The organism is Pseudomonas sp. yb_5, assembly GCF_043103865.1.
In the GTDB taxonomy this organism is placed as follows: Bacteria; Pseudomonadota; Gammaproteobacteria; order Pseudomonadales; family Pseudomonadaceae; genus Aquipseudomonas; species Aquipseudomonas putida_Y.
Genome location: NZ_JBICKE010000084.1, coordinates 91,682 through 110,751, shown reverse-complemented (window position 1 = coordinate 110,751; position 19,070 = coordinate 91,682). Strand labels below are relative to the sequence as shown.

Sequence of the window (19,070 nt, the reverse complement as noted above, 5' to 3'; positions counted from 1 at the left end):
CCCATAATGTCCAAGAAAATTCACGTAACCGACACGATCCTGCGCGACGCCCACCAGTCCCTGCTGGCCACCCGCATGCGTACCGAAGACATGCTGCCGATCTGTGACAAGCTCGACAAGGTCGGCTACTGGTCGCTGGAAGTCTGGGGTGGTGCCACCTTCGACGCCTGCGTGCGCTTCCTCAAGGAAGACCCGTGGGAGCGCCTGCGCAAGCTGCGCGCGGCGCTGCCCAACACCCGCCTGCAAATGCTGCTTCGCGGTCAGAACCTGCTGGGCTACCGCCACTACAGCGACGACGTGGTCAAGGCCTTCGTCGCCAAGGCTGCGGTCAACGGCATCGATGTGTTCCGCATTTTCGACGCCATGAACGACGTGCGTAACCTGCGCGTGGCCATCGAAGCGGTCAAGGCCGCCGGCAAGCACGCCCAGGGCACCATCGCTTACACCACCAGCCCGGTACACACCATCGAAGCCTTCGTGAAGCAGGCCAAGCAGATGGAAGCCATGGGTTGCGACTCGGTGGCGATCAAGGACATGGCTGGCCTGCTGACCCCGTTCGCCACTGGCGAACTGGTCAAGGCGCTGAAGGCTGAACAGTCGCTGCCGGTGTTCATCCACTCCCACGATACCGCCGGCCTGGCTGCCATGTGCCAGCTCAAGGCAGTGGAAAATGGCGCCGACCACATCGACACTGCCATCTCCAGCTTCGCCTGGGGCACCAGCCATCCAGGTACCGAGTCGATGGTTGCTGCACTCAAGGGCAGCGAGTTCGACACCGGCCTGGACCTGGAGCTTCTGCAGGAAATCGGCTTGTACTTCTACGCCGTGCGCAAGAAGTACCACCAGTTCGAAAGCGAGTTCACAACGGTGGACACCCGCGTGCAGGTCAACCAGGTACCGGGCGGCATGATTTCCAACCTGGCCAACCAGCTCAAGGAGCAGGGCGCCCTCAACCGCATGAACGAAGTGCTGGCCGAGATCCCGCGTGTGCGTGAAGACCTCGGCTTCCCACCGCTGGTCACCCCGACCTCGCAGATCGTCGGCACCCAGGCGTTCTTCAACGTGCTGGCTGGTGAGCGCTACAAGACCATCACCAACGAGGTGAAGTTGTACCTGCAAGGTGGTTATGGCAAGGCACCGGGTGTGGTCAACGAGCAACTGCGTCGCCAGGCTATCGGCAGCGAAGACGTGATCGATGTGCGCCCGGCTGATCTGCTGAAGCCGGAAATGGCCAAGCTGCGTAGCGACATCGGTACCTTGGCCCGTTGCGAAGAAGACGTGCTGACCTTCGCCATGTTCCCTGACATTGGCCGCAAGTTCCTCGAAGAACGCGAAGCTGGCACGCTGACGCCTGAAGTTCTGCTGCCGATTCCGGAAGCCGGTGCCGTGGCTGCGCCCGGTGGTGAAGGCGTGCCGACCGAGTTCGTCATCGACGTTCACGGCGAAACCTACCGCGTTGACATCACCGGTGTGGGCGTGAAAGCCGAAGGCAAGCGTCACTTCTACCTGTCGATCGACGGCATGCCGGAAGAAGTGGTCTTCGAGCCACTCAACGAGTTCGTCAGCGGTGGCGGCAGCAAGCGCAAGCAAGCGACTGACCCTGGCCACGTAAGCACCACCATGCCAGGGAACATCGTTGATGTGCTGGTCAAGGAAGGTGACATGGTCAAGGCCGGCCAGGCCGTCTTGATAACCGAAGCCATGAAGATGGAAACCGAAGTGCAGGCGGCCATCGCCGGTAAGGTCGTGGCCATCCATGTGGCCAAGGGTGATCGCGTGACGCCAGGTGAGATCCTGATCGAGATCGAGGGCTGATTTAAGCCCTCATCTACAAGTGGTTAACCTCTGGGGAGCGGATGCTCCCCTTTTTTGTGCTGGATTCACTAGCCTCTGATTCAGCACACCGTTCAACCTTTACGGCACACCTCAAGGCTTTCCACCTGGCCACCCGGTTGCTGGTTCTCTTCACTCAGCCACCGCTCAAACCCGGCAGCCACCGCCGGCCATTCATCATCGGTAATCGAGTACCAAGCCGTGTCGCGGTTATGGTCCTTGACCACCAGGTGCTTGCGGAACACCCCTTCGTAGACGAAGCCGAATCGTTCTGCCGCGCGTTTGGAACGGGCATTGGCGTTATTGCACTTCCACTCCAGCCGTCGATTACCCAGCTCGAAGCCCAGCTTGCCCAGCAGGTACACCGCCTCGGTACCCTTGGGCGTGCGCTGCATGGCGGCGCCGAAGGCGATGTGGCCGATCTCGATTCGGCCGTGGTCAGGCACGATCGACATCAGGCTGAGAATGCCTTGGGCCTGGCCACTGGCGCGGTCGATGACGGTGTAGAAAAGCGGGTCGCGGCCAGCTGCGTTGCCTTCCAGCCAGCGGTCAAAGGCGGCACGTTCGGCGAACGGACCGTAGGGCAGGTAGTCCCACAGCACCGGATCGGAGGCCGGCCCCTGCAGCACCTCCCAGAGGTCTTCGCCATGGTGCCCTGGATCGAGCTTTTCCAGGCGAATAAAGCGGCCTTCAATGGGCTCAGCCTTGGGGGTTGCGGCGGGTTTCCAGTTCAATACGTCTGTCATGTTCGACCTACAAGCCTTTGCGGAATTGGATGAAACCCGAGCGCTCGGCAACCTGCTGGTACAGGCTGATGGCGGTGGCGTTGGTTTCGTGGGTCAGCCAGTGCACCTTGATGCAGTTGTCGGCCTTGGCGGTGGTGTAGACGTGCTCGATCAACTGTCGACCAATGCCCAGGCCACGTTGCGTGCTGTCCACATATAGGTCCTGCAGGTAGCAGGAATTCTCGATGCTCCAGTTGGAGCGATGGTAGATGAAGTTGACCATCCCCACCGCCTTGCCGTCGACCCAGGCCAGTGCCGAATGGGTTGGCTCGCTGGGGTCGAGCAGGCGTTGCCAGGTGCTCAGGCTGACGGCATCGGCCAGCTCGGTCTCGTAGAAGTGCAGGTAGGCCTGCCACAGGGCGTGCCAGGCTGCGTGATCTTGGGCCGTGACAGGGCGCAGGGTAAGGTTGGGCATGGGCTATTCCTTCAGAGTTGGCGCATGTGCGCCGCGAGTTGATTGTCCAGTTGATCGGGACTGGCGCTCAGGCCTTCGCGCACGCCTTCGATGTCGTGCCCGGAGCGGTTCTGGCTGAGCTTGCGCGCACCTTGCAGGCGCGCAATGGGTAGGCGAATGCCGACGATGGCGCGGAGCATGCCGTCGATGTAGTCGGCAGGGGCGTCGGTGACTTTCCATGGTTCGCTGCGACCCTGTTCGTGACGGTCGGTCAGGCGGCTAACGATAGCCAGTAGCGGCTCGGCCTCATGGATGACTTCGGCCGAGCCGTAAGCGTGCACCGCCAGGTAGTTCCAGGTCGGCACCACCTTGGGGTTATCGGCCTTGCTTGGGTAATAGCTGGGGCTGACATAGGCATCGGCGCCGGGGAATACCAGCAGCGCTTCGCCGCCTTGCTGCAGGTCTTGCCATTGGCGGTTGGCCCGGGCCAGGTGAGCATACACAGTGCCGAAATCACCCTCGGCGGTATCGACCAGCACCGGCAGGTGTGTGGCCAGAAGGCCCTGTTCGCCCTGACTGACCAGAACGGCCAGGCGGGTGTCTAGCATGTGCTGGTGCAGGCGGGTGAGGTCGTGTTCCTGGTGAGGCTTACTGTTGTACATGGCGGGATCCTTGTCGAATGGCTCCATCCTAGGCAGGCTATTGGTTCTGGGTAAGAGCCATTACTGCCTGTTTTGATAGGTCCAATACCATGAGCGAGTCCCCCCTCATACTGCCTTTCGACCCTGCCGGGATCGCCCTCGATCGCCGCCGCGGGCTTAGCCAGCAGCTATATCAGGCGTTGCGAGCGCGGGTACTGGATGGACGCCTGAGCAGTGGTACGCGGCTGCCGGCCACGCGCGACCTGGCTGCCATGTTGGCGCTTTCACGCAACAGCGTGGTGCGCGCCTACGATCAACTGTATGCCGAGGGCTTCATCGAAAGCCGCGTCGGGGATGGCACTTACGTCAGCCGACTGCCAAAACTGTCCACACAAGTATTCACAGGGTTATCCCGGGGTTTATCAACAGGTTTATCCACATTTTGCGAAGAGAGTACTGAGGATTTATCCAGCGGAAGACTTCTTAGTGAGCCTCTGCAGCGCCTGAAAAGCAACCATTTGCCACCGCCCAGAAGCGGTGCGCCGCGTGCTTTTCGTGTTGGTATTCCGGCATTCGACCTGTTCCCGTTTGACGTCTGGGCCAAGCTACAGGCGGGTTTCTGGCGCAACCCGTGCCCTGCGCAACTGGGCTATGGTGATCCGGCAGGCGAGCCGGCTTTGCGCGATCTGATTGCGGCCTACCTACGACGCTCGCGGGGCCTGAACTGCACGGCTGAACAAATTGTGATCACTAGCGGTGCGCAGCAGGCCATCAGCCTTTGTGCACAGTTACTGCTGCAACCGGGCGACGGTGTGGCTGTGGAAAACCCAGGCTATCGGGCGGCCGCTCATGCCTTCACGCTCGCGGGTGGCCGGGTGGTTGGCGTGCCTGTGGATGAAGACGGACTGGACTGCAGCCGGCTGGAACAGTTGACGAATTGCCGACTGACCTATGTCACGCCTGCGCACCAATACCCGACCGGGGTGACCATGAGCCTTGCACGTCGCCTGGCATTGCTGGCCTGGGCTGAACGCACTGACGGCTGGATCATCGAGGACGACTATGACGGTGAGTACCGCTACAGCGGTGCGCCGCTGGCCCCGCTGGCAGCGCTCGACCGGCACGGGCGAGTGTTGTATGTCGGTACCTTCGGCAAGATAGCCTTCCCGGCCTTGCGTCTGGGCTACCTGGTGCTTCCGTCGAAGCTGGTGCAGGCGTTCAGCCAGGGTAGAGCGTTGGCAGTGCGGCATTCGGAAGTCAGCAGCCAGTGCGTGATGGCCGAGTTCATGGCGCGCGGGCATTTTCAGCGGCATATCCGCCGTATGCGCAAGGCGGCGTTGAAGCGGCGCGATGTGCTCAAGGCCGGTTGGCCTGTGGATATTCCGGGCTTGGGCGCAATGCCGGAAGTGGCCGCTGGGCTGCATGTGAAGGTGGGTGTGGATAACTTTACTCGGGAACAGGAGCTGGTGGCCAAGGCCGAGGCGGTGGGGGTGGAGGTGACGCCACTGAGCAGTTTCTGGTTGACGGACAGTGAGGCGTCTGTGGATAAACGGGCAGGACTGGTGCTGGGCTTTGCGGCGGTGCCAGAGGGCGAGATAGCCGAGGCCTTGATGAAACTACGCAAAGTCTGGAGAAAATGAAGGGGGCTGCAAAGCAGCCCCCGGTTCAACATCAGGTACCGGACTTTATCCGCGTCCAGGCGCGGGTCCTGGCCCGTTCGGCATTTCGCGTCAAGGGCTTGAGCGTATAGAGTTTGGCCATCGCCTCTGCCGTCGGATACAGGTTGGGGTTGTTGCGAATCGTCGGATTCACCTTGTCGGTCGCATCCTTGTTCGGGTTCGGATACCCGACGAAGTCGCTGATCGGCGCAATCACTTCTGGCCGCAGCAGGTAGTTGATGAACGTATGCGCATCCTCCGGGTTGGCTGCGCCCTTTGGAATCGCCAGCATGTCGAACCAGATCGGCGCGCCTTCCTTGGGCAGGCGCATGTCCACCACCACGCCGTTGTTCGCCTCACGGGCGCGGTTGGCAGCCTGCGAGAAGCTGCCGCTGTAGCCCACCGCCACGCAGATGTCGCCATTGGCGATGTCTGCCATGTACTTCGAGGAGTGGAAGTAGGTGATATGCGGACGAATCTTCAGCATCAGCGCCTCGGCCTTCTTGTAGTCGGCCGGCTTGTCGCTGTTCGGCGGCAAGCCCAGGTACTGCAGGGCCACCGGTAGAATCTCCGACGGCGAGTCGAGCAGGGCTACGCCGCACTGCTTGAGCTTGGCGATGTTCTCTTCCTTGAAAATCAGGTCCCAGCTGTCCACCGGCGCGTTGTCGCCGAGTGCAGCCTTGACCTTGGCCGGGTTGAAGCCGATCAGCACGGTGCCGTACATATACGGCACGGCAAACTTGTTGCCCGGGTCATTGGCTTCGATCAGCTTCATCAGCGCCGGGTCCAGGTGTTGCCAGTTCGGCAGCTTGCTGCGATCCAGCGGCTGGAACACCCCGGCTTCGATCTGCTTGGCGAGGAACACGTTGGACGGTACTACCACGTCATAACCGGAGTTGCCGGTTAGCAGCTTGGCCTCCAGCGCCTCGTTGGTGTCGAAGATGTCGTACACCAGCTTCACGCCGCTTTCCTTCTGGAAGGCAGTCAAGGTCTGCGGGGTGATGTAATCGAACCAGTTATATACACGCAGGGTACGCTGCTCAGCTTGCGCATGCAGGGCGCCCGCGAACAGGGTGGCAGCGATGAACGGGGCGAGCAGACGCTTGAGTCGGACCATTATCGGGCTCCTGGCTGGGCGCGCTGGAAACCTTCCAGCACATTGACCGCGTTGATGCCGATTTCTTCCACAGCGTAGCCGCCTTCCATCACGAACAGGGTCGGCTTGCCGAGTTGGCCGATGCGCTTGCCCATTTCCAGGTAGTCCGGGCTGTCCAGCTTGAACTGTGAGATGGGGTCGTCCTTGAAGGTGTCCACACCCAGGGAGATGACCAGCACGTCGGCGTCATAGCTGGCGATGCGCTTGCAGGCATCCTCCAGGGCTGCGCTCCAGGCGGCCCAGTCGCTACCGGCGGGCAAGGGGTAGTTGATGTTGTAGCCCTGGCCTGCGCCTTCGCCGGTTTCATCGGCATAGCCGAGGAAGAACGGGAATTCGTCCTGCGGGTCGCCGTGGATCGAAGCGAAGAACACGTCGTCGCGGCTGTAGAAGATGTCTTGGGTGCCGTTGCCGTGGTGGTAGTCGACGTCAAGGATGGCGACCTTGCTTCGGCCTTGATCGAGGAAGGCCTGGGCGGCGATGGCGGCGTTATTCAGGTAGCAGTAGCCGCCCATCACTTCACCGGCAGCGTGGTGCCCTGGCGGACGGCACAGGGCGAACGCCGCATGGGCGCCTTGCTGAATCGCTGCCTGGGCGGTCAGGGCAACTTGTGCAGCACTATAGGCAGCCTGCCAAGTACCCGCGGTGATGGGGGCGCCGGCATCGAAGCTGTAGTAACCCAGTTCGCCATGTAGGCCGGTCGGTTTGACCTGGCGCAGTGTGCGGGCCGGCCAGGTGAAGGGCAGCAGGTCACCCTCGTGGCCCAGTGCAGCCCAGCGGGCCCAGGCGCCTTCGAAGAAATTCAGGTAGTCGGCGCTGTGGACGCGCAGTAATGGCGCACGGCCGAAGTCGGTCGGGCCCTGGATGTCGCCGAGGTTGCGTTTTTTCACCTGGTCGAGCACATGGTCGGCGCGCGAAGGCATTTCGAAACAGGGCATCAGCTTGCCATCGATCAGCTCGCAGCGGCCGTGGTGCAGGCGGTGGTCATCGGAATAGATCGTCAGCATTGTTGTTCTCCGGTGGGACTGGCGTGGGTCCATTGTCATGGGCTGATCGGCAGGGGAGAACGACGCAAACGGCCAAAAGGGGATCGATATGGCCAAGGTCTTTGGCCGTATGGGTGGTGACCTATCCCAGCCTCGTCGCGGGTAAGGCAGCGGCGGCAACGGTGAACGGCCTTTGGACATTGGCCGGCAGGCCCGGCCCTTTCGCGGGTGAACCCGCTCCTACAATGGCCACCAGGGCGTCAGAGGTTGTGACGCCCCTGTAGGAGCGGGTTTACCCGCGAAGAGGCCAGGACAGGTCAACCACGAAAATGGCTGGGCGCCACGCCGCTCCAGCGCTGGAAGGCATGCCGAAAACTGGCCGTCTCACTGAACCCCAAAGTCTCTGCAATCCGGTAGATCGGCATCTGTTCATCGGCCAGCAACTGCTTGGCCCGCTCGAACCTCAGCTCGTCCAGCAGTTGTTGATAACTGCAGCCCAGCGCCTGCAAATGCCGGCGCAGGGTGCGCGACGAGCAGTTCATCTGCCGTGCAAGCCCTTCCAGCCCGGGGGCTGCGTCCAGTTGCTGCGCCAGCAGCTGGCGAATCCGTCCCAGCCATGCCTGGCGACCGGTGAATTCAAGGTTCAGGCGCCGGCAGCGCTCGCTCATGGCTTTGTGAGTAATCGGGTCGGCCAGCGGCAGCGGCATATCCAGCCATCGCCGTTCGAAGGCAAAGGCATTGTCCTCGGCGGCGAAACCGATCGGGCATTGAAACGCTCCGGCATAGAGCCCGTGGTAGCCAGGGCGAGGGTGTTCGAAGCGGGCGCCAAGCAGCGGCAACGGTCGGCCAAGCAGGTCGTCGCAGATGACTTTCAGCGACACCAGGCAGAACTCGGCGTTGAAAGTGCTCAGCGCCGGGCTGTCCTGGTAATCGCTGGCGCTGAACCAGACACGTTGGCCGTCGTCGAGCAAGCGCAGCTTGAAGACTGTTCCCAGCAGTGCCGGATACTGCAGCGCCAGGCGTAATGCGTCACCCAAAGTGGCACTGGAGAGCAGTGCGTAACCGAGCATGCCGTAGCACGACACATGCATGCGCTGGCCCAGCTCCAGGCCAATGTCCTCGCGTCGGGCCACGGCATTGGCGCAAACCTGCAACTCCTGCTGGGTGGTGATGCGCGCATCGGCATGCCCCAGGTCTGCCGGGCCAATGCCGCTGCCGGCCAGCAGCGCTGAAGCCTCGCAACCGTCTGCCTGGAAGACGTTGAGAATCAGCGAAACTGCGTTGAGGGTGGTCAGGTGGCTGTGCAGCATGCTGGGTAATCCCGTGGGGCTGGGACGCATTATGGAGCAAGTTGTGTGCCGATATCGGGGCTGCAGGTAAACCACATACTCTGCAGGCGCGGTCTGGTGTCGCGAAGGCCCGCAAAAGCGGCCCCCAAAACCTTCAGGCAAAAAAAAGGCCCGAAGCAAGCGCTCGGGCCTTGGAAAGGTTGAGAGGTGTCTAGTCCCTCGACCTGGTGAGACTGTTTACAGCGGCCTGATTACGCCTTCAGCGGAACCAGACGTGGAGCGATCATGTTTTCCGGACGCAGGATGTCGTTGAGCATTGCGTCGTCCAGCAGCTTCTCTTCGCGCACCAGTTCCAGTACACCGCGGCCGCTTTCCAGGGCAACGCGGGCGATACGGGTGGCGTTCTCGTAGCCGATGTACGGGTTCAGTGCGGTAACCAGGCCGATCGAGTGCTCGACCAGTTCACGGCAGCGCTGTTCGTTGGCGGTGATGCCGACGATGCAGTGCTCGCGCAGCATGTCCATGGCACGTTGCAGCAGGCGGATCGAGTCGAAGATCTTGTAGGCGATCAGCGGTTCCATCACGTTCAACTGCAGCTGGCCACCTTCGGCGGCGACGGTCAGGGCCAGGTCGTTGCCCATGATGGCGAAGGCCACCTGGTTTACAGCTTCTGGAATAACCGGGTTGACCTTGCCTGGCATGATCGAGCTGCCTGGCTGACGCGCTGGCAGGTTGATCTCGTTGATGCCGGTGCGCGGGCCGCTGGACAGCAGGCGCAGGTCGTTACAGATCTTCGACAGCTTGACCGCAGTGCGCTTGAGCATGCCGGAGAACAGCACGAAGGCGCCCATGTCGGAGGTGGCTTCGATCAGGTCGGCAGCCGGTACCAGCGGATGGCCGCTGATGGTGGCCAGGCGCTGTACGGCCAAGGCCTGGTAGCCAGGGTCGGCGTTGATGCCAGTACCGATGGCGGTACCGCCCAGGTTGATTTCGGTCAGCAGTTCCGGAGCCAGCGAGCGCAGGCGCTGCAGGTCTTCGTTCATGGTGGTGGCGAAGGCTCGGAATTCCTGGCCCAGGGTCATCGGTACGGCGTCCTGCAGCTGGGTACGGCCCATCTTCAGTACGTGGTCGAATTCTTTACCCTTGGCAGCGAAGGCCTGGATCAGGCTATCAAGGCTGGCCAGCAGCGCGTCGTGACCCAGCAGCAGGCCCAGGCGAATTGCGGTCGGGTAGGCGTCGTTGGTCGACTGCGCCATGTTCACGTCGTTGTTGGGGTGCAGGTACTGGTACTCACCCTTCTGGTGGCCCATGGCCTCCAGCGCAACGTTGGCAATGACTTCGTTGGCGTTCATGTTGGTAGAAGTACCAGCGCCGCCCTGGATCATGTCAACCACGAACTGGTCGTGGTAATCGCCTTTGATCAGGCGGGCGCAGGCTGCGGAAATGGCAGCGTGCTTGGCATCGCTCAGGTGACCCAGCTCACGGTTGGCGTCGGCAGCGGCCTGCTTGACCATGGCCAGGGCCACGACCAGCTTCGGGTAATGCGACAGCGGAACACCAGAGAGGTGGAAGTTGTTGGCAGCGCGCAGGGTCTGGATGCCGTAGTAGGCATCTGCAGGAACTTCAAGGGTACCCAACAAGTCTTTTTCGACGCGGAACGATGCAGCAGAGGACATGATGTATATCATCTCGATTTTGACCCGGCACCTGCCGGAATGGCGCCAATCCTAGGCCTGAAGGTGTTTTTGCGGCCAATGCTATTGCACGCTAACCTATGCACAAACGGCATAGTGTTTCATGTGACGCCAATTGATATTCGAGCGTGTTCCATTTTGGTGCACGCCGGGAGATGTGCTTTGTGAACCTTGAAAGCAAATGGCTGGAAGACTTCAGCGCTCTGGCCGCTACCCGCAGTTTTTCCCAGGCGGCAGAGCGGCGTTTCGTTACTCAACCGGCCTTCAGCCGGCGCATTCGCAGCCTTGAGGCGGCGTTGGGCTTGCAACTGGTTAACCGCTCTCGCACACCCATCGAGCTGACCGAGGCCGGGCAGCTATTTCTCGTCACGGCGCGTACTGTTGTCGACCAGTTGAGCGAAATTCTCCGCCATTTGCATCATCTTGAAGGCGGGCAGGGCGAAGTGGTGCAGGTAGCTGCGGCACACTCCTTGGCGTCGGGCTTCTTCCCCCGTTGGGTGGCCCAGTTGCGCAACGACGGTTTGAACATCGCCACCCGCCTGGTTGCGACTAACGTCGGAGATGCCGTACACGCACTGCGCGAAGGCGGTTGCGACCTGATGCTGGCTTTCTACGACCCGGACGCGGCCTTGCAGATGGATGCCGAAATCTTCCCGTCGCTGCACATGGGCACCACTGAAATGCTGCCGGTATGCGCCGTGGATGCCGATGGCAAGCCATTGTTCGACCTGGAAGGCGAGGGCAGCGTGCCATTGCTAGCCTATACCGCCGGCGCGTTCCTCGGCCGCTCGGTCAATTTACTGCTGCGCCAGCGCAACCTGCGTTATACCACCGTCTATGAAACCGCCATGGCCGACAGCCTCAAGAGCATGGCCCTGGAAGGGATGGGCATCGCTTGGGTGCCGCGTCTGTCGATGCGTGGCGAGCTCGAACGCGGTGAGTTGGCGATCTGCGGTGGTAGCCAATGGCATGTGCCGCTGGAAATCCGCCTGTATCGCTGCGCTTTGGTGCGTAAGGCTAACGTCCGCTTGCTATGGCGCAAGCTGGAGTCGTCTGGAGCACAAGGTGAAGCGTCACGTTGAGTTGCCTTTCAGGTAATCAGTGATATTTGCACGATTCCTGCCGCTGTAGCGGTAGCAGTTGGATCGTGTCGGTACACGGGGGCGTGTACGTTTCACACACCCAGCCATTGAACTTCAGTTCGGCGTCTTCATGCGTGGCACCTGGCAGATGGCTAATTTCATGAGCTGGGCACGGTGAGCGAGCGGGCTGCGGAAGCGCTTGGCAATTGCATGCCGAGTACCAGGCCAAACGAAAGTGCGAAGAAGCATGGAGCGTTCATGTAGACGTACCAAAATGCTCGAGTAAGGATGCAGGCTTACAGCACTCGTCGACCCCGAGGCGGCGGGAAAAAGTTGTCCCACGAGACAGCTTGCCCTTTGATCCGACATGTGCTTGTAGGGGTGGGCGGCCAGCCTTTAAATACGTTACAATCCCGCGCCTTCGGCCGACCTGGTCGATTCAGAATCCGTATGACAAGCCACGCCGGCCCACCTGCGTGGCTTGTTGCTTTTAGCGCGCCAGAAGGCGCTTGCAGGAGAGGCTCGACGATGAGTGCACTGGTTGGCGTGATCATGGGCTCCAAGTCCGATTGGTCCACCCTTAGCCACACCGCCGAAATGCTGGAAAAACTCGGCATTCCCTACGAAGTGAAGGTGGTCTCCGCCCACCGCACCCCGGATCTGCTGTTCCAGTATGCCGAGGAGGCTGAGGGCCGTGGCATCGAGGTGATCATCGCCGGTGCCGGTGGCGCAGCCCACCTGCCAGGCATGTGCGCCGCCAAGACCCACCTGCCGGTGCTGGGCGTGCCGGTGCAGTCGTCGATGCTGTCGGGCGTCGATTCGCTGCTGTCGATCGTGCAGATGCCAGCCGGCGTGCCGGTTGCCACCCTGGCCATCGGCCGTGCCGGTGCGGTCAACGCTGCCTTGTTGTCGGCCAGCATCCTGGGCGCCAAGTACCCGCAGTACCACGCGGCGTTGAAGCAGTTCCGCACGGAACAGACCGACACCGTGCTGGACAACCCAGACCCGCGCCAGGCTTGAGGCTCAACCCATGAAGATCGGTGTAATCGGTGGCGGCCAGCTCGGCCGCATGCTGGCCTTGGCGGGTACCCCGCTGGGCATGAACTTCGCCTTCCTCGACCCGGCCCCGGACGCCTGCGCTGCCCCCTTGGGCGAGCACCTGCGTGCCGACTACGGCGACCAGGATCACCTGCGCCAGCTGGCCGACGAAGTCGACCTGGTCACCTTCGAGTTCGAAAGCGTCCCGGCCGAGACCGTGGCCTTCCTCTCGCAGTTCGTGCCGGTGTACCCCAGCGCCGAATCGCTGCGCATCGCCCGTGACCGCCTGTTCGAAAAGAGCATGTTCCGCGACCTGGGCATTCCCACCCCGGCCTTTGCCGACATCCTCTCGCAGGCAGATCTGGACGCCGCAGTGGCCAGCATCGGCCTGCCGGCCGTGCTGAAAACCCGCACCCTGGGTTACGACGGCAAGGGCCAGAAGGTGCTGCGCACGCCAGAAGACGTGGTTGGTACGTTCGCCGAGCTGGGCAGCGTGCCATGCCTGCTGGAAGGCTTCGTGCCGTTCACCGGCGAAGTGTCGCTGGTGGCCGTGCGTGGCCGCGATGGCGAAACCCGCTTCTATCCGCTGGTGCACAACACCCACGAGAGCGGCATCCTGCGCTTGTCGGTAGCCAGCCAGGCACACCCGCTGCAGGCTTTGGCCGAAGATTACGTCGGCCGCGTGTTGCAGAAGCTGGATTACGTTGGCGTGATGGCCTTCGAGTTCTTCGAGGTTGACGGTGGCCTTAAGGCCAACGAAATCGCCCCGCGCGTGCACAACTCCGGGCACTGGACTATCGAAGGCGCCGAGTGCAGCCAGTTCGAGAACCATCTGCGTGCCGTTGCCGGCCTGCCACTTGGCTCGACCGCCAAGGTGGGTGAGAGCGCGATGCTCAACTTCATCGGTGAAGTGCCGGCCGTGGACAAGGTTGTCGCCATCGGGGACTGCCACCTGCACCACTACGGCAAAGCCTTCAAGGTTGGCCGCAAGGTAGGGCACGCCACCCTGCGCTGCGCTGACATGGCTACCCTCGAGCGCAAGATTGCTGAAGTAGAGGCGCTGATCAGCAACTGATCGGGCTTCGAATCGAACTTCTGCAAGCGGCATGCCCTCTGAATATGGCAACAAGTCGAAGCCCGTCTAGGCTTTGGCTTGTTCCAACTTCACTGCAGAGGGATTGCCATGGGTATCATTGGAACCATCTTCATCGGCCTCATCGTCGGCCTGCTGGCCCGCTTCATCAAGCCGGGCGATGACAGCATGGGCTGGATCATGACCATCCTGCTGGGTATTGCCGGCTCCTTGGTGGCTACCTATGGCGGCCAGGCGCTGGGTATATACCAGGCTGGGCAAGCGGCGGGCTTCCTTGGCGCGCTGGTCGGTGCCGTGGTGCTGCTGGTGATCTACGGATTCATCAAGAAGCGCTGATTACTGGTTAGAATGCTCGGCAATTCATTCGAGTTGCCGAGCATTTTCATGCGTGCCTTTTTCCTCATCCCCTTGCTGTTGGCCAGTACCCTGGCCCATGCCGAACTGCCCGAAACCGACTGGCTGGAGCTGATGCCCAAGTCGGACCAGAAGGCACTCGAACAAATGCCTGAAATCGACCACAACTCGCCGGAAGCCATGGGCACCTTTACCGACAAGGGCGGCCTCAAGCAGGGCAAGGGTTTGCCGGCGGTGATGTACTCGACCAAGACCGTGGCGGCCATGAACAACAGGGATATCCGCCTGGGCGGGTACCCGGTACCGCTGGAAAGCGATGCCAAGGGGAACAGCACGCTGTTCTTCCTGGTGCCGTACCCAGGCGCGTGCATCCATGTGCCACCACCGCCGCCGAACCAGCTGGTGCTGGTGCGCTACCCGAAAGGGTTGAAGATCGATGACATCTACACACCGCTGTGGGTCAGCGGCAAGCTGAAGGTGGAAAAGGTCAGCAATGACCTGGCCGATGCGGCCTATGCACTGGATGCGGGGAAGGTGAGGGTGGTGGAGGATGCTGATCTCTGAACGGCTGTGCCGGCCTCTTCGCGGGTAAACCCGCTCCTACGGAACCTCCACAGGCCTTGCATGCCGCGGGGTATCTGTAGGAGCGGGTTTACCCGCGAAGAGGCCGGCACAGGCACTGTAAAACTCAGATCATTTCGCTGACAATCCTGACCCCCAGCGAACTGCTGCGCCCAGGCTCCAACTCCACCAGGTCATCCCACACATTGGCCGTCTCGATGCACAACATCCGCTGCCAGCCATCGTCAGCCATGTCTGCCAGCTCCTTGGCCCGCTCGGTCCAAGGGTTCCAGATCACCGCCGAGCGCGAGCCGCTGCTGGTCAAGGTAATCCGCCGATTCCAATGCGGGTCGACGATGCTCAGGGTCTGCGGGGTGTTCAGGTAGATCCGGTCAGTTTCCCCGGCAAACATCAGGGCCCCTTGCTGCTGGCGCTGTTCCCAGTCCGCCAGGGTCTCGATGTAACCCAGCCCGTCGACACCCTCGACTCGTGCCTGGCGCACATCGCTCACTGCGAAGTAGCTATGCAGGGCTTGGCTGATGGTCACGGGGGTATTGCCCATGTTGCGGCTGGTCAGGCTCAGTTTCAGGTCTGCGCCCATCTCCACCACCAGTTTCAGCTCGACATCATGGGGCCAACCGGGCAGGTCGCCCTGTGCTTCAGGCAGTTCGAACTCGATCCGCAGGGTCTCCCCCACGTCCTCGATACCCAGCAATTGCCAGTCACGCGTGCGCGCAAGCCCGTGGGCAGGCGCCTGTGCTCCGTGGTACATGGCCTGGACGGCCTGAGGGTTACGCTGCAGGTTGCCAAACCATGGCCAGCACACCGGTACCCCGGCGCGTACCGACTTGCCCTGGCGGAAGAGGGCCTGGTCGCTCAGCCACAGCAGTGGCGGTTCGCCTACCTGCTGGTAGCTGAGGACCTGTGCGCCTTGCTGGGCGATCAGGAGTTCGGCGCGGTCACTGCTGATACGCCAGCAGTTGAGTTCGCCATGTTGCTCGGTTACGACCTGAAAGGTAGCCATTGCGTTCTTCTCATTGATTGCCAGTGGGCCTTGGACCCGGGCAGATGCAATGAGTTTACCGCCAGCGTGGCTCAGCGACGAGGCACCGAGCGGGTACGACCACTGCCGTCGATGGCGACGAAGACGAATACCGCTTCGGTGACCTTGCGCCATTCGCTGGACAGCGGGTCGTCGCTCCACACCTCGACCATCATCTGGATCGAGCTGCGGCCGATCTCCAGGGTCTGGGTATAGAAAGACAGCTGTGCGCCGACCGCGACGGGCACCAGGAAGGCCATGCGGTCGATGGCTACGGTGGCTACGCGGCCGCCGGCGACACGGCTGGCCATGGCCGTGCCTGCCAGGTCCATCTGGGCAACCAGCCAACCGCCGAAGATATCGCCGAAACCGTTGGTTTCTCGCGGCAGTGCGGTGATCTGCAAGGCCAGGTCGCCTTGCGGGATTGGATCTTCTTGTTCGAGCTCAATCATGCGATGGGGCCTCTGACCCGTGACGCTTTTCGTTGGTGTGGCGCAAAGGCCGGGTAAACGATTCAGCTTGAAACATACTACGCCGATTTCGTTTCACTGGGCGGCCGTAGGGAAACTCTGCGAAACCGCCCGACAATAGTGACCGGCGTTTTCGCACAACATCCCACGTCAGGAGCAACATAATCCTACGAACTGCCAGTATATAGGGCATAACGGCCAGCGACGACCGCGCATTCATGAATATCTGTGTGGATTTTGTATCGCTTTCGGCGTAGCTCGGCAATTTGCTATCTTCGCCTGTCTCCAATCCAGAAGCCGCGCGCCAAGCGGCCTGCATGCCCTACAAAGAGAACAACGAGCGATGACTTCCGTGCCGAGCAGTATCGAGCAGCCCTCGCGGCCGCTGACCCGCAGCGACTACAAGACCCTCTCACTGTCCGCCCTGGGCGGCGCGCTGGAGTTCTACGATTTCATCATCTTCGTGTTCTTCGCCACGGTGGTGGGCAAGTTGTTCTTCCCGGCCGACATGCCCGAGTGGCTGCGGCTGATGCAAACATTCGGCATCTTCGCCGCCGGCTACCTGGCGCGGCCGCTGGGCGGCATCATCATGGCTCACTTCGGCGACTTGCTCGGGCGCAAGAAGATGTTCACCCTGAGCATCTTCATGATGGCCCTGCCGACCCTGATCATGGGCCTGCTGCCGACGTATGCGCAGATCGGCATGTGGGCACCGATCCTGCTGTTGCTGATGCGCGTGATCCAGGGCGCGGCAATCGGCGGCGAAGTACCGGGCGCATGGGTGTTCGTCTCTGAACACGTGCCGGCTCGCAACACCGGCTACGCCTGCGGCACCCTGACCGCCGGCCTGACCGCCGGCATTCTGCTGGGCTCGCTGGTAGCGACCTTGATCAACAGCGTGTACAGCGCGGAAGAGGTGGCTGACTACGCCTGGCGTATCCCGTTCCTGCTTGGCGGTGTGTTCGGCCTGTTCTCGGTTTATCTGCGCCGTTGGCTGCACGAAACCCCGGTGTTCGCCGAAATGCAGCAACGCAAGGCACTGGCGGAGGAGTTGCCACTGCGCGCCGTGCTGCGTGACCATCGTGGTCCGATCATCCTGTCGATGCTGCTGACCTGGATGCTTTCGGCCGGCATCGTGGTGGTCATCCTGATGACCCCGGCGCTGCTGCAGAGCATCTACCACATCAGCCCGACCGACTCGCTCAAGGCCAACAGCCTGGCCATCGTGTTGCTCAGCTTCGGCTGTATTGGTGCCGGCAGCCTGGCTGACCGGTATGGGGCGGGTCGGGTGTTCGTGATCGGCAGCCTGCTTTTGCTGGCCAGTTCCTGGGTCTTCTACCACAGCCTGCCGACCCGGCCCGAGTTGCTGTTCCCCCTGTATGCCGTGACCGGCCTGTGCGTGGGCGTGATTGGCGCAGTGCCTTATGTCATGGTCAAGGCGTTCCCGGCGGTGGTGCGTTTCAGCGGGCTGTCGTTCTCGTACAACGTGGCCTACGCCATCTTTGGCGGGCTGACGCCGATGGTGGTGACCGCGCTGCTGAAGGTGAGCCCGATGGCGCCTGCCTACTACGTGGCAGGCCTGTGCGCCGTTGGTCTGGCCGTGGGCCTGTACCTGCTCGCCAACAAGCGCTGATCTGCGCTACGGCTACTGGCCTCTTCGCGGCTAAAGCCGCTCCTACAGGGTTTTGCACAAGCCTCAAGGCCGACACCAAACCTGTAGGAGCGGCTTTAGCCGCGAAGTGGCCAGACCTGCTTCCAGTGATGGCCTTTCATCCAATTGTCATAATGAAGTCATATCGTATTCATGCGGCCTGCCGATACTTGGGCCCGTTCCATCCAACACCCCAATATTCCTGCTAGGAGCAAGGCATGAAACTGAAGCGTTTGATGGCGGCCCTTACCTTTGCCGCCGCTGGCGTTGCAACCGCCAACGCGGTAGCCGCTGTCGATCCTGCGATCCCGACCTACACCAAGACCACTGGTGTATCGGGCAACCTCTCCAGCGTCGGTTCCGACACCCTCGCGAACCTCATGACTCTGTGGGCCGAGGCCTACAAGAAGGAATATCCGAACGTAAACATCCAGATCCAGGCTGCCGGCTCCTCTACCGCGCCACCCGCGCTGACCGAAGGCACCGCCAACCTCGGCCCGATGAGCCGCAAGATGAAGGACGTCGAGCTGCAAGCCTTCGAGCAGAAGTACGGCTACAAGCCGACCGCCATCCCGGTTGCCGTCGACGCCCTGGCCGTGTTCGTGCACAAGGACAACCCAATCAAGGGCCTGACCATGGCTCAGGTCGACGCCATCTTCTCCTCCACTCGCCTGTGCGGTGGCAAGGCCGACATCAAGACCTGGGGCGACGTCGGTGTGACCGGTGACCTGGCCAACAAGCCAATTCAGTTGTTCGGCCGCAACTCGGTATCCGGCACCTACGGCTACTTCAAGGAAGAAGCCCTGTGCAAAGGCGACTTCAAGCCTAACGTCAACGAACAGCCTGGCTCGGCTTCGGTCGTGCAGTCGATCAGCTCCTCGCTGAACGGCATCGGCTACTCGGGTATTGGCTACAAGACCGCCAGCGTCAAGACCGTAGCCCTGGCCAAGAAAGAAGGCGGCGAGTTTGTTGAAGACAACGAAGCCAACGCCCTGAACGGCACCTACCCGCTGTCGCGCTTCCTGTACGTCTACGTAAACAAGGCGCCGAACAAGCCTCTGGCCCCGCTGGAAGCCGAGTTCGTCAAGCTGGTGCTGTCGCAAGCGGGCCAGCAGGTGGTGGTGAAGGACGGCTACATCCCGCTGCCGGCAAAAGTCGTCGACAAGACCCTGGCTGACCTGGGCCTGTCGCACACCGGTAACGTTGCAAAGAAGTAAGTAATTAAGAAGAGGCCGGTGCCACTGCCCGGCCTCTTCCACGCATTTTCAGTCCGAAGCCAGGCTCCCTGTGCGGCGGGCTTTCGCGCGTCACCACTTTGTAATGCTTTTGTCACACGGGACCGCTAG

Annotated in this window: 18 protein-coding genes; 9 read left to right on the top strand and 9 right to left on the bottom strand. The window is 61.6% G+C overall.

The window, feature by feature from the left end; all coding sequences use genetic code 11:
• Positions 1 to 6 precede the first annotated feature (6 nt).
• Positions 7 to 1,815 carry a sodium-extruding oxaloacetate decarboxylase subunit alpha gene (gene oadA / locus ACF8GF_RS14305; RefSeq protein WP_209969087.1) on the top strand — a complete coding sequence of 603 codons (1,809 nt, stop codon included), beginning with the start codon at positions 7 to 9 and terminating at the stop codon, positions 1,813 to 1,815.
• 92 nt (positions 1,816 to 1,907) lie between these two features.
• Here oadA and ACF8GF_RS14300 read toward each other — a convergent pair whose 3' ends face one another.
• From ACF8GF_RS14300 to ACF8GF_RS14290, 3 genes are read right to left on the bottom strand one after another with little or no spacing between them, the layout of a single operon-like run.
• Positions 1,908 to 2,579 carry a GNAT family N-acetyltransferase gene (locus tag ACF8GF_RS14300; protein ID WP_176682922.1) on the bottom strand — a complete coding sequence of 224 codons (672 nt, stop codon included), beginning with the start codon at positions 2,577 to 2,579 and terminating at the stop codon, positions 1,908 to 1,910.
• A 7-nt stretch (positions 2,580 to 2,586) separates the two neighbouring features.
• Positions 2,587 to 3,033: a GNAT family N-acetyltransferase gene (locus ACF8GF_RS14295; protein WP_003253286.1), complete on the bottom strand. Its 447-nt coding sequence runs from the start codon at positions 3,031 to 3,033 to the stop codon at positions 2,587 to 2,589.
• 11 nt (positions 3,034 to 3,044) lie between these two features.
• Positions 3,045 to 3,674 (bottom strand): FMN-binding negative transcriptional regulator, encoded by a 630-nt coding sequence (locus ACF8GF_RS14290; protein WP_176682921.1) that lies wholly within the window; start codon positions 3,672 to 3,674, stop codon positions 3,045 to 3,047.
• A gap of 89 nt (positions 3,675 to 3,763) precedes the next feature.
• On the opposite strand from ACF8GF_RS14290, the gene ACF8GF_RS14285 reads away from it, so the two are divergent.
• Entirely contained in the window at positions 3,764 to 5,293 is a 1,530-nt protein-coding gene (locus ACF8GF_RS14285) for a PLP-dependent aminotransferase family protein (protein WP_392487790.1), read from the top strand.
• A 31-nt stretch (positions 5,294 to 5,324) separates the two neighbouring features.
• On the opposite strand, the gene ACF8GF_RS14280 is transcribed toward ACF8GF_RS14285, so the two are convergent.
• The 4 genes from ACF8GF_RS14280 to aspA all read right to left on the bottom strand — a co-directional run bounded on the left by ACF8GF_RS14280 (position 5,325) and on the right by aspA (position 10,415).
• Complete coding sequence (locus ACF8GF_RS14280) at positions 5,325 to 6,428, bottom strand: polyamine ABC transporter substrate-binding protein (RefSeq protein ID WP_392487789.1); 1,104 nt, start codon at positions 6,426 to 6,428, stop codon at positions 5,325 to 5,327.
• Complete coding sequence (locus tag ACF8GF_RS14275; protein ID WP_176682918.1) at positions 6,428 to 7,471, bottom strand: histone deacetylase family protein; 1,044 nt, start codon at positions 7,469 to 7,471, stop codon at positions 6,428 to 6,430. The genes ACF8GF_RS14280 and ACF8GF_RS14275 overlap by 1 nt, the downstream gene beginning before the upstream one ends.
• A gap of 296 nt (positions 7,472 to 7,767) precedes the next feature.
• Positions 7,768 to 8,760 carry an AraC family transcriptional regulator gene (locus ACF8GF_RS14270; protein WP_392487788.1) on the bottom strand — a complete coding sequence of 331 codons (993 nt, stop codon included), beginning with the start codon at positions 8,758 to 8,760 and terminating at the stop codon, positions 7,768 to 7,770.
• 230 nt (positions 8,761 to 8,990) lie between these two features.
• On the bottom strand, positions 8,991 to 10,415 hold the full coding sequence (gene aspA / locus ACF8GF_RS14265) for an aspartate ammonia-lyase (protein ID WP_176682916.1): 1,425 nt from the start codon (positions 10,413 to 10,415) through the stop codon (positions 8,991 to 8,993).
• A 182-nt stretch (positions 10,416 to 10,597) separates the two neighbouring features.
• Between aspA and ACF8GF_RS14260 the strand changes: the two genes are divergently transcribed.
• The 5 genes from ACF8GF_RS14260 to ACF8GF_RS14240 all read left to right on the top strand — a co-directional run bounded on the left by ACF8GF_RS14260 (position 10,598) and on the right by ACF8GF_RS14240 (position 14,564).
• Positions 10,598 to 11,515, top strand: coding sequence for a LysR substrate-binding domain-containing protein (locus tag ACF8GF_RS14260; RefSeq protein WP_176682915.1), 918 nt, complete (start codon positions 10,598 to 10,600; stop codon positions 11,513 to 11,515).
• 528 nt (positions 11,516 to 12,043) lie between these two features.
• Complete coding sequence (purE, locus tag ACF8GF_RS14255) at positions 12,044 to 12,535, top strand: 5-(carboxyamino)imidazole ribonucleotide mutase (RefSeq protein WP_176682914.1); 492 nt, start codon at positions 12,044 to 12,046, stop codon at positions 12,533 to 12,535.
• A gap of 10 nt (positions 12,536 to 12,545) precedes the next feature.
• On the top strand, positions 12,546 to 13,628 hold the full coding sequence (locus ACF8GF_RS14250) for a 5-(carboxyamino)imidazole ribonucleotide synthase (protein WP_176682913.1): 1,083 nt from the start codon (positions 12,546 to 12,548) through the stop codon (positions 13,626 to 13,628).
• A gap of 108 nt (positions 13,629 to 13,736) precedes the next feature.
• Positions 13,737 to 13,982 carry a GlsB/YeaQ/YmgE family stress response membrane protein gene (locus ACF8GF_RS14245; protein ID WP_176682912.1) on the top strand — a complete coding sequence of 82 codons (246 nt, stop codon included), beginning with the start codon at positions 13,737 to 13,739 and terminating at the stop codon, positions 13,980 to 13,982.
• 12 nt (positions 13,983 to 13,994) lie between these two features.
• Positions 13,995 to 14,564 (top strand): DUF3299 domain-containing protein, encoded by a 570-nt coding sequence (locus ACF8GF_RS14240; RefSeq protein ID WP_339442824.1) that lies wholly within the window; start codon positions 13,995 to 13,997, stop codon positions 14,562 to 14,564.
• A 124-nt stretch (positions 14,565 to 14,688) separates the two neighbouring features.
• Here the strand turns inward: ACF8GF_RS14240 and ACF8GF_RS14235 are convergent, their stop codons facing one another.
• Both ACF8GF_RS14235 and ACF8GF_RS14230 read right to left on the bottom strand, forming a co-directional pair.
• Positions 14,689 to 15,585 carry a D-hexose-6-phosphate mutarotase gene (locus tag ACF8GF_RS14235; protein ID WP_209969108.1) on the bottom strand — a complete coding sequence of 299 codons (897 nt, stop codon included), beginning with the start codon at positions 15,583 to 15,585 and terminating at the stop codon, positions 14,689 to 14,691.
• Positions 15,586 to 15,656: 71 nt separating this feature from the next.
• Positions 15,657 to 16,055: an acyl-CoA thioesterase gene (locus ACF8GF_RS14230; protein WP_003253317.1), complete on the bottom strand. Its 399-nt coding sequence runs from the start codon at positions 16,053 to 16,055 to the stop codon at positions 15,657 to 15,659.
• A gap of 361 nt (positions 16,056 to 16,416) precedes the next feature.
• Here ACF8GF_RS14230 and ACF8GF_RS14225 point away from each other — a divergent pair, with 361 nt between their 5' ends.
• Together ACF8GF_RS14225 and ACF8GF_RS14220 are read left to right on the top strand one after the other, a co-directional pair.
• The gene (locus ACF8GF_RS14225) at positions 16,417 to 17,706 is read left to right on the top strand and encodes an MFS transporter (RefSeq protein ID WP_014592874.1); all 1,290 of its coding nucleotides are present in this window, start codon (positions 16,417 to 16,419) and stop codon (positions 17,704 to 17,706) included.
• A 236-nt stretch (positions 17,707 to 17,942) separates the two neighbouring features.
• Complete coding sequence (locus ACF8GF_RS14220) at positions 17,943 to 18,941, top strand: phosphate ABC transporter substrate-binding protein PstS (RefSeq protein ID WP_176682909.1); 999 nt, start codon at positions 17,943 to 17,945, stop codon at positions 18,939 to 18,941.
• Positions 18,942 to 19,070: the final 129 nt, after the last annotated feature.

Coding starts and splice junctions, on each gene's coding strand:
- ACF8GF_RS14300 (WP_176682922.1), bottom strand. CDS start 2,579: ATGACAGACGTATTGAACTGGAAACCCGCCGCAACCCCCAAGGCTGAG.
- aspA (WP_176682916.1), bottom strand. CDS start 10,415: ATGTCCTCTGCTGCATCGTTCCGCGTCGAAAAAGACTTGTTGGGTACC.
- ACF8GF_RS14280 (WP_392487789.1), bottom strand. CDS start 6,428: ATGGTCCGACTCAAGCGTCTGCTCGCCCCGTTCATCGCTGCCACCCTG.
- ACF8GF_RS14240 (WP_339442824.1), top strand. CDS start 13,995: ATGCTCGGCAATTCATTCGAGTTGCCGAGCATTTTCATGCGTGCCTTT.
- ACF8GF_RS14250 (WP_176682913.1), top strand. CDS start 12,546: ATGAAGATCGGTGTAATCGGTGGCGGCCAGCTCGGCCGCATGCTGGCC.
- ACF8GF_RS14235 (WP_209969108.1), bottom strand. CDS start 15,585: ATGGCTACCTTTCAGGTCGTAACCGAGCAACATGGCGAACTCAACTGC.
- ACF8GF_RS14230 (WP_003253317.1), bottom strand. CDS start 16,055: ATGATTGAGCTCGAACAAGAAGATCCAATCCCGCAAGGCGACCTGGCC.
- ACF8GF_RS14270 (WP_392487788.1), bottom strand. CDS start 8,760: ATGCTGCACAGCCACCTGACCACCCTCAACGCAGTTTCGCTGATTCTC.
- purE (WP_176682914.1), top strand. CDS start 12,044: ATGAGTGCACTGGTTGGCGTGATCATGGGCTCCAAGTCCGATTGGTCC.
- ACF8GF_RS14275 (WP_176682918.1), bottom strand. CDS start 7,471: ATGCTGACGATCTATTCCGATGACCACCGCCTGCACCACGGCCGCTGC.
- ACF8GF_RS14290 (WP_176682921.1), bottom strand. CDS start 3,674: ATGTACAACAGTAAGCCTCACCAGGAACACGACCTCACCCGCCTGCAC.
- oadA (WP_209969087.1), top strand. CDS start 7: ATGTCCAAGAAAATTCACGTAACCGACACGATCCTGCGCGACGCCCAC.
- ACF8GF_RS14245 (WP_176682912.1), top strand. CDS start 13,737: ATGGGTATCATTGGAACCATCTTCATCGGCCTCATCGTCGGCCTGCTG.
- ACF8GF_RS14285 (WP_392487790.1), top strand. CDS start 3,764: ATGAGCGAGTCCCCCCTCATACTGCCTTTCGACCCTGCCGGGATCGCC.
- ACF8GF_RS14220 (WP_176682909.1), top strand. CDS start 17,943: ATGAAACTGAAGCGTTTGATGGCGGCCCTTACCTTTGCCGCCGCTGGC.
- ACF8GF_RS14295 (WP_003253286.1), bottom strand. CDS start 3,033: ATGCCCAACCTTACCCTGCGCCCTGTCACGGCCCAAGATCACGCAGCC.
- ACF8GF_RS14225 (WP_014592874.1), top strand. CDS start 16,417: ATGACTTCCGTGCCGAGCAGTATCGAGCAGCCCTCGCGGCCGCTGACC.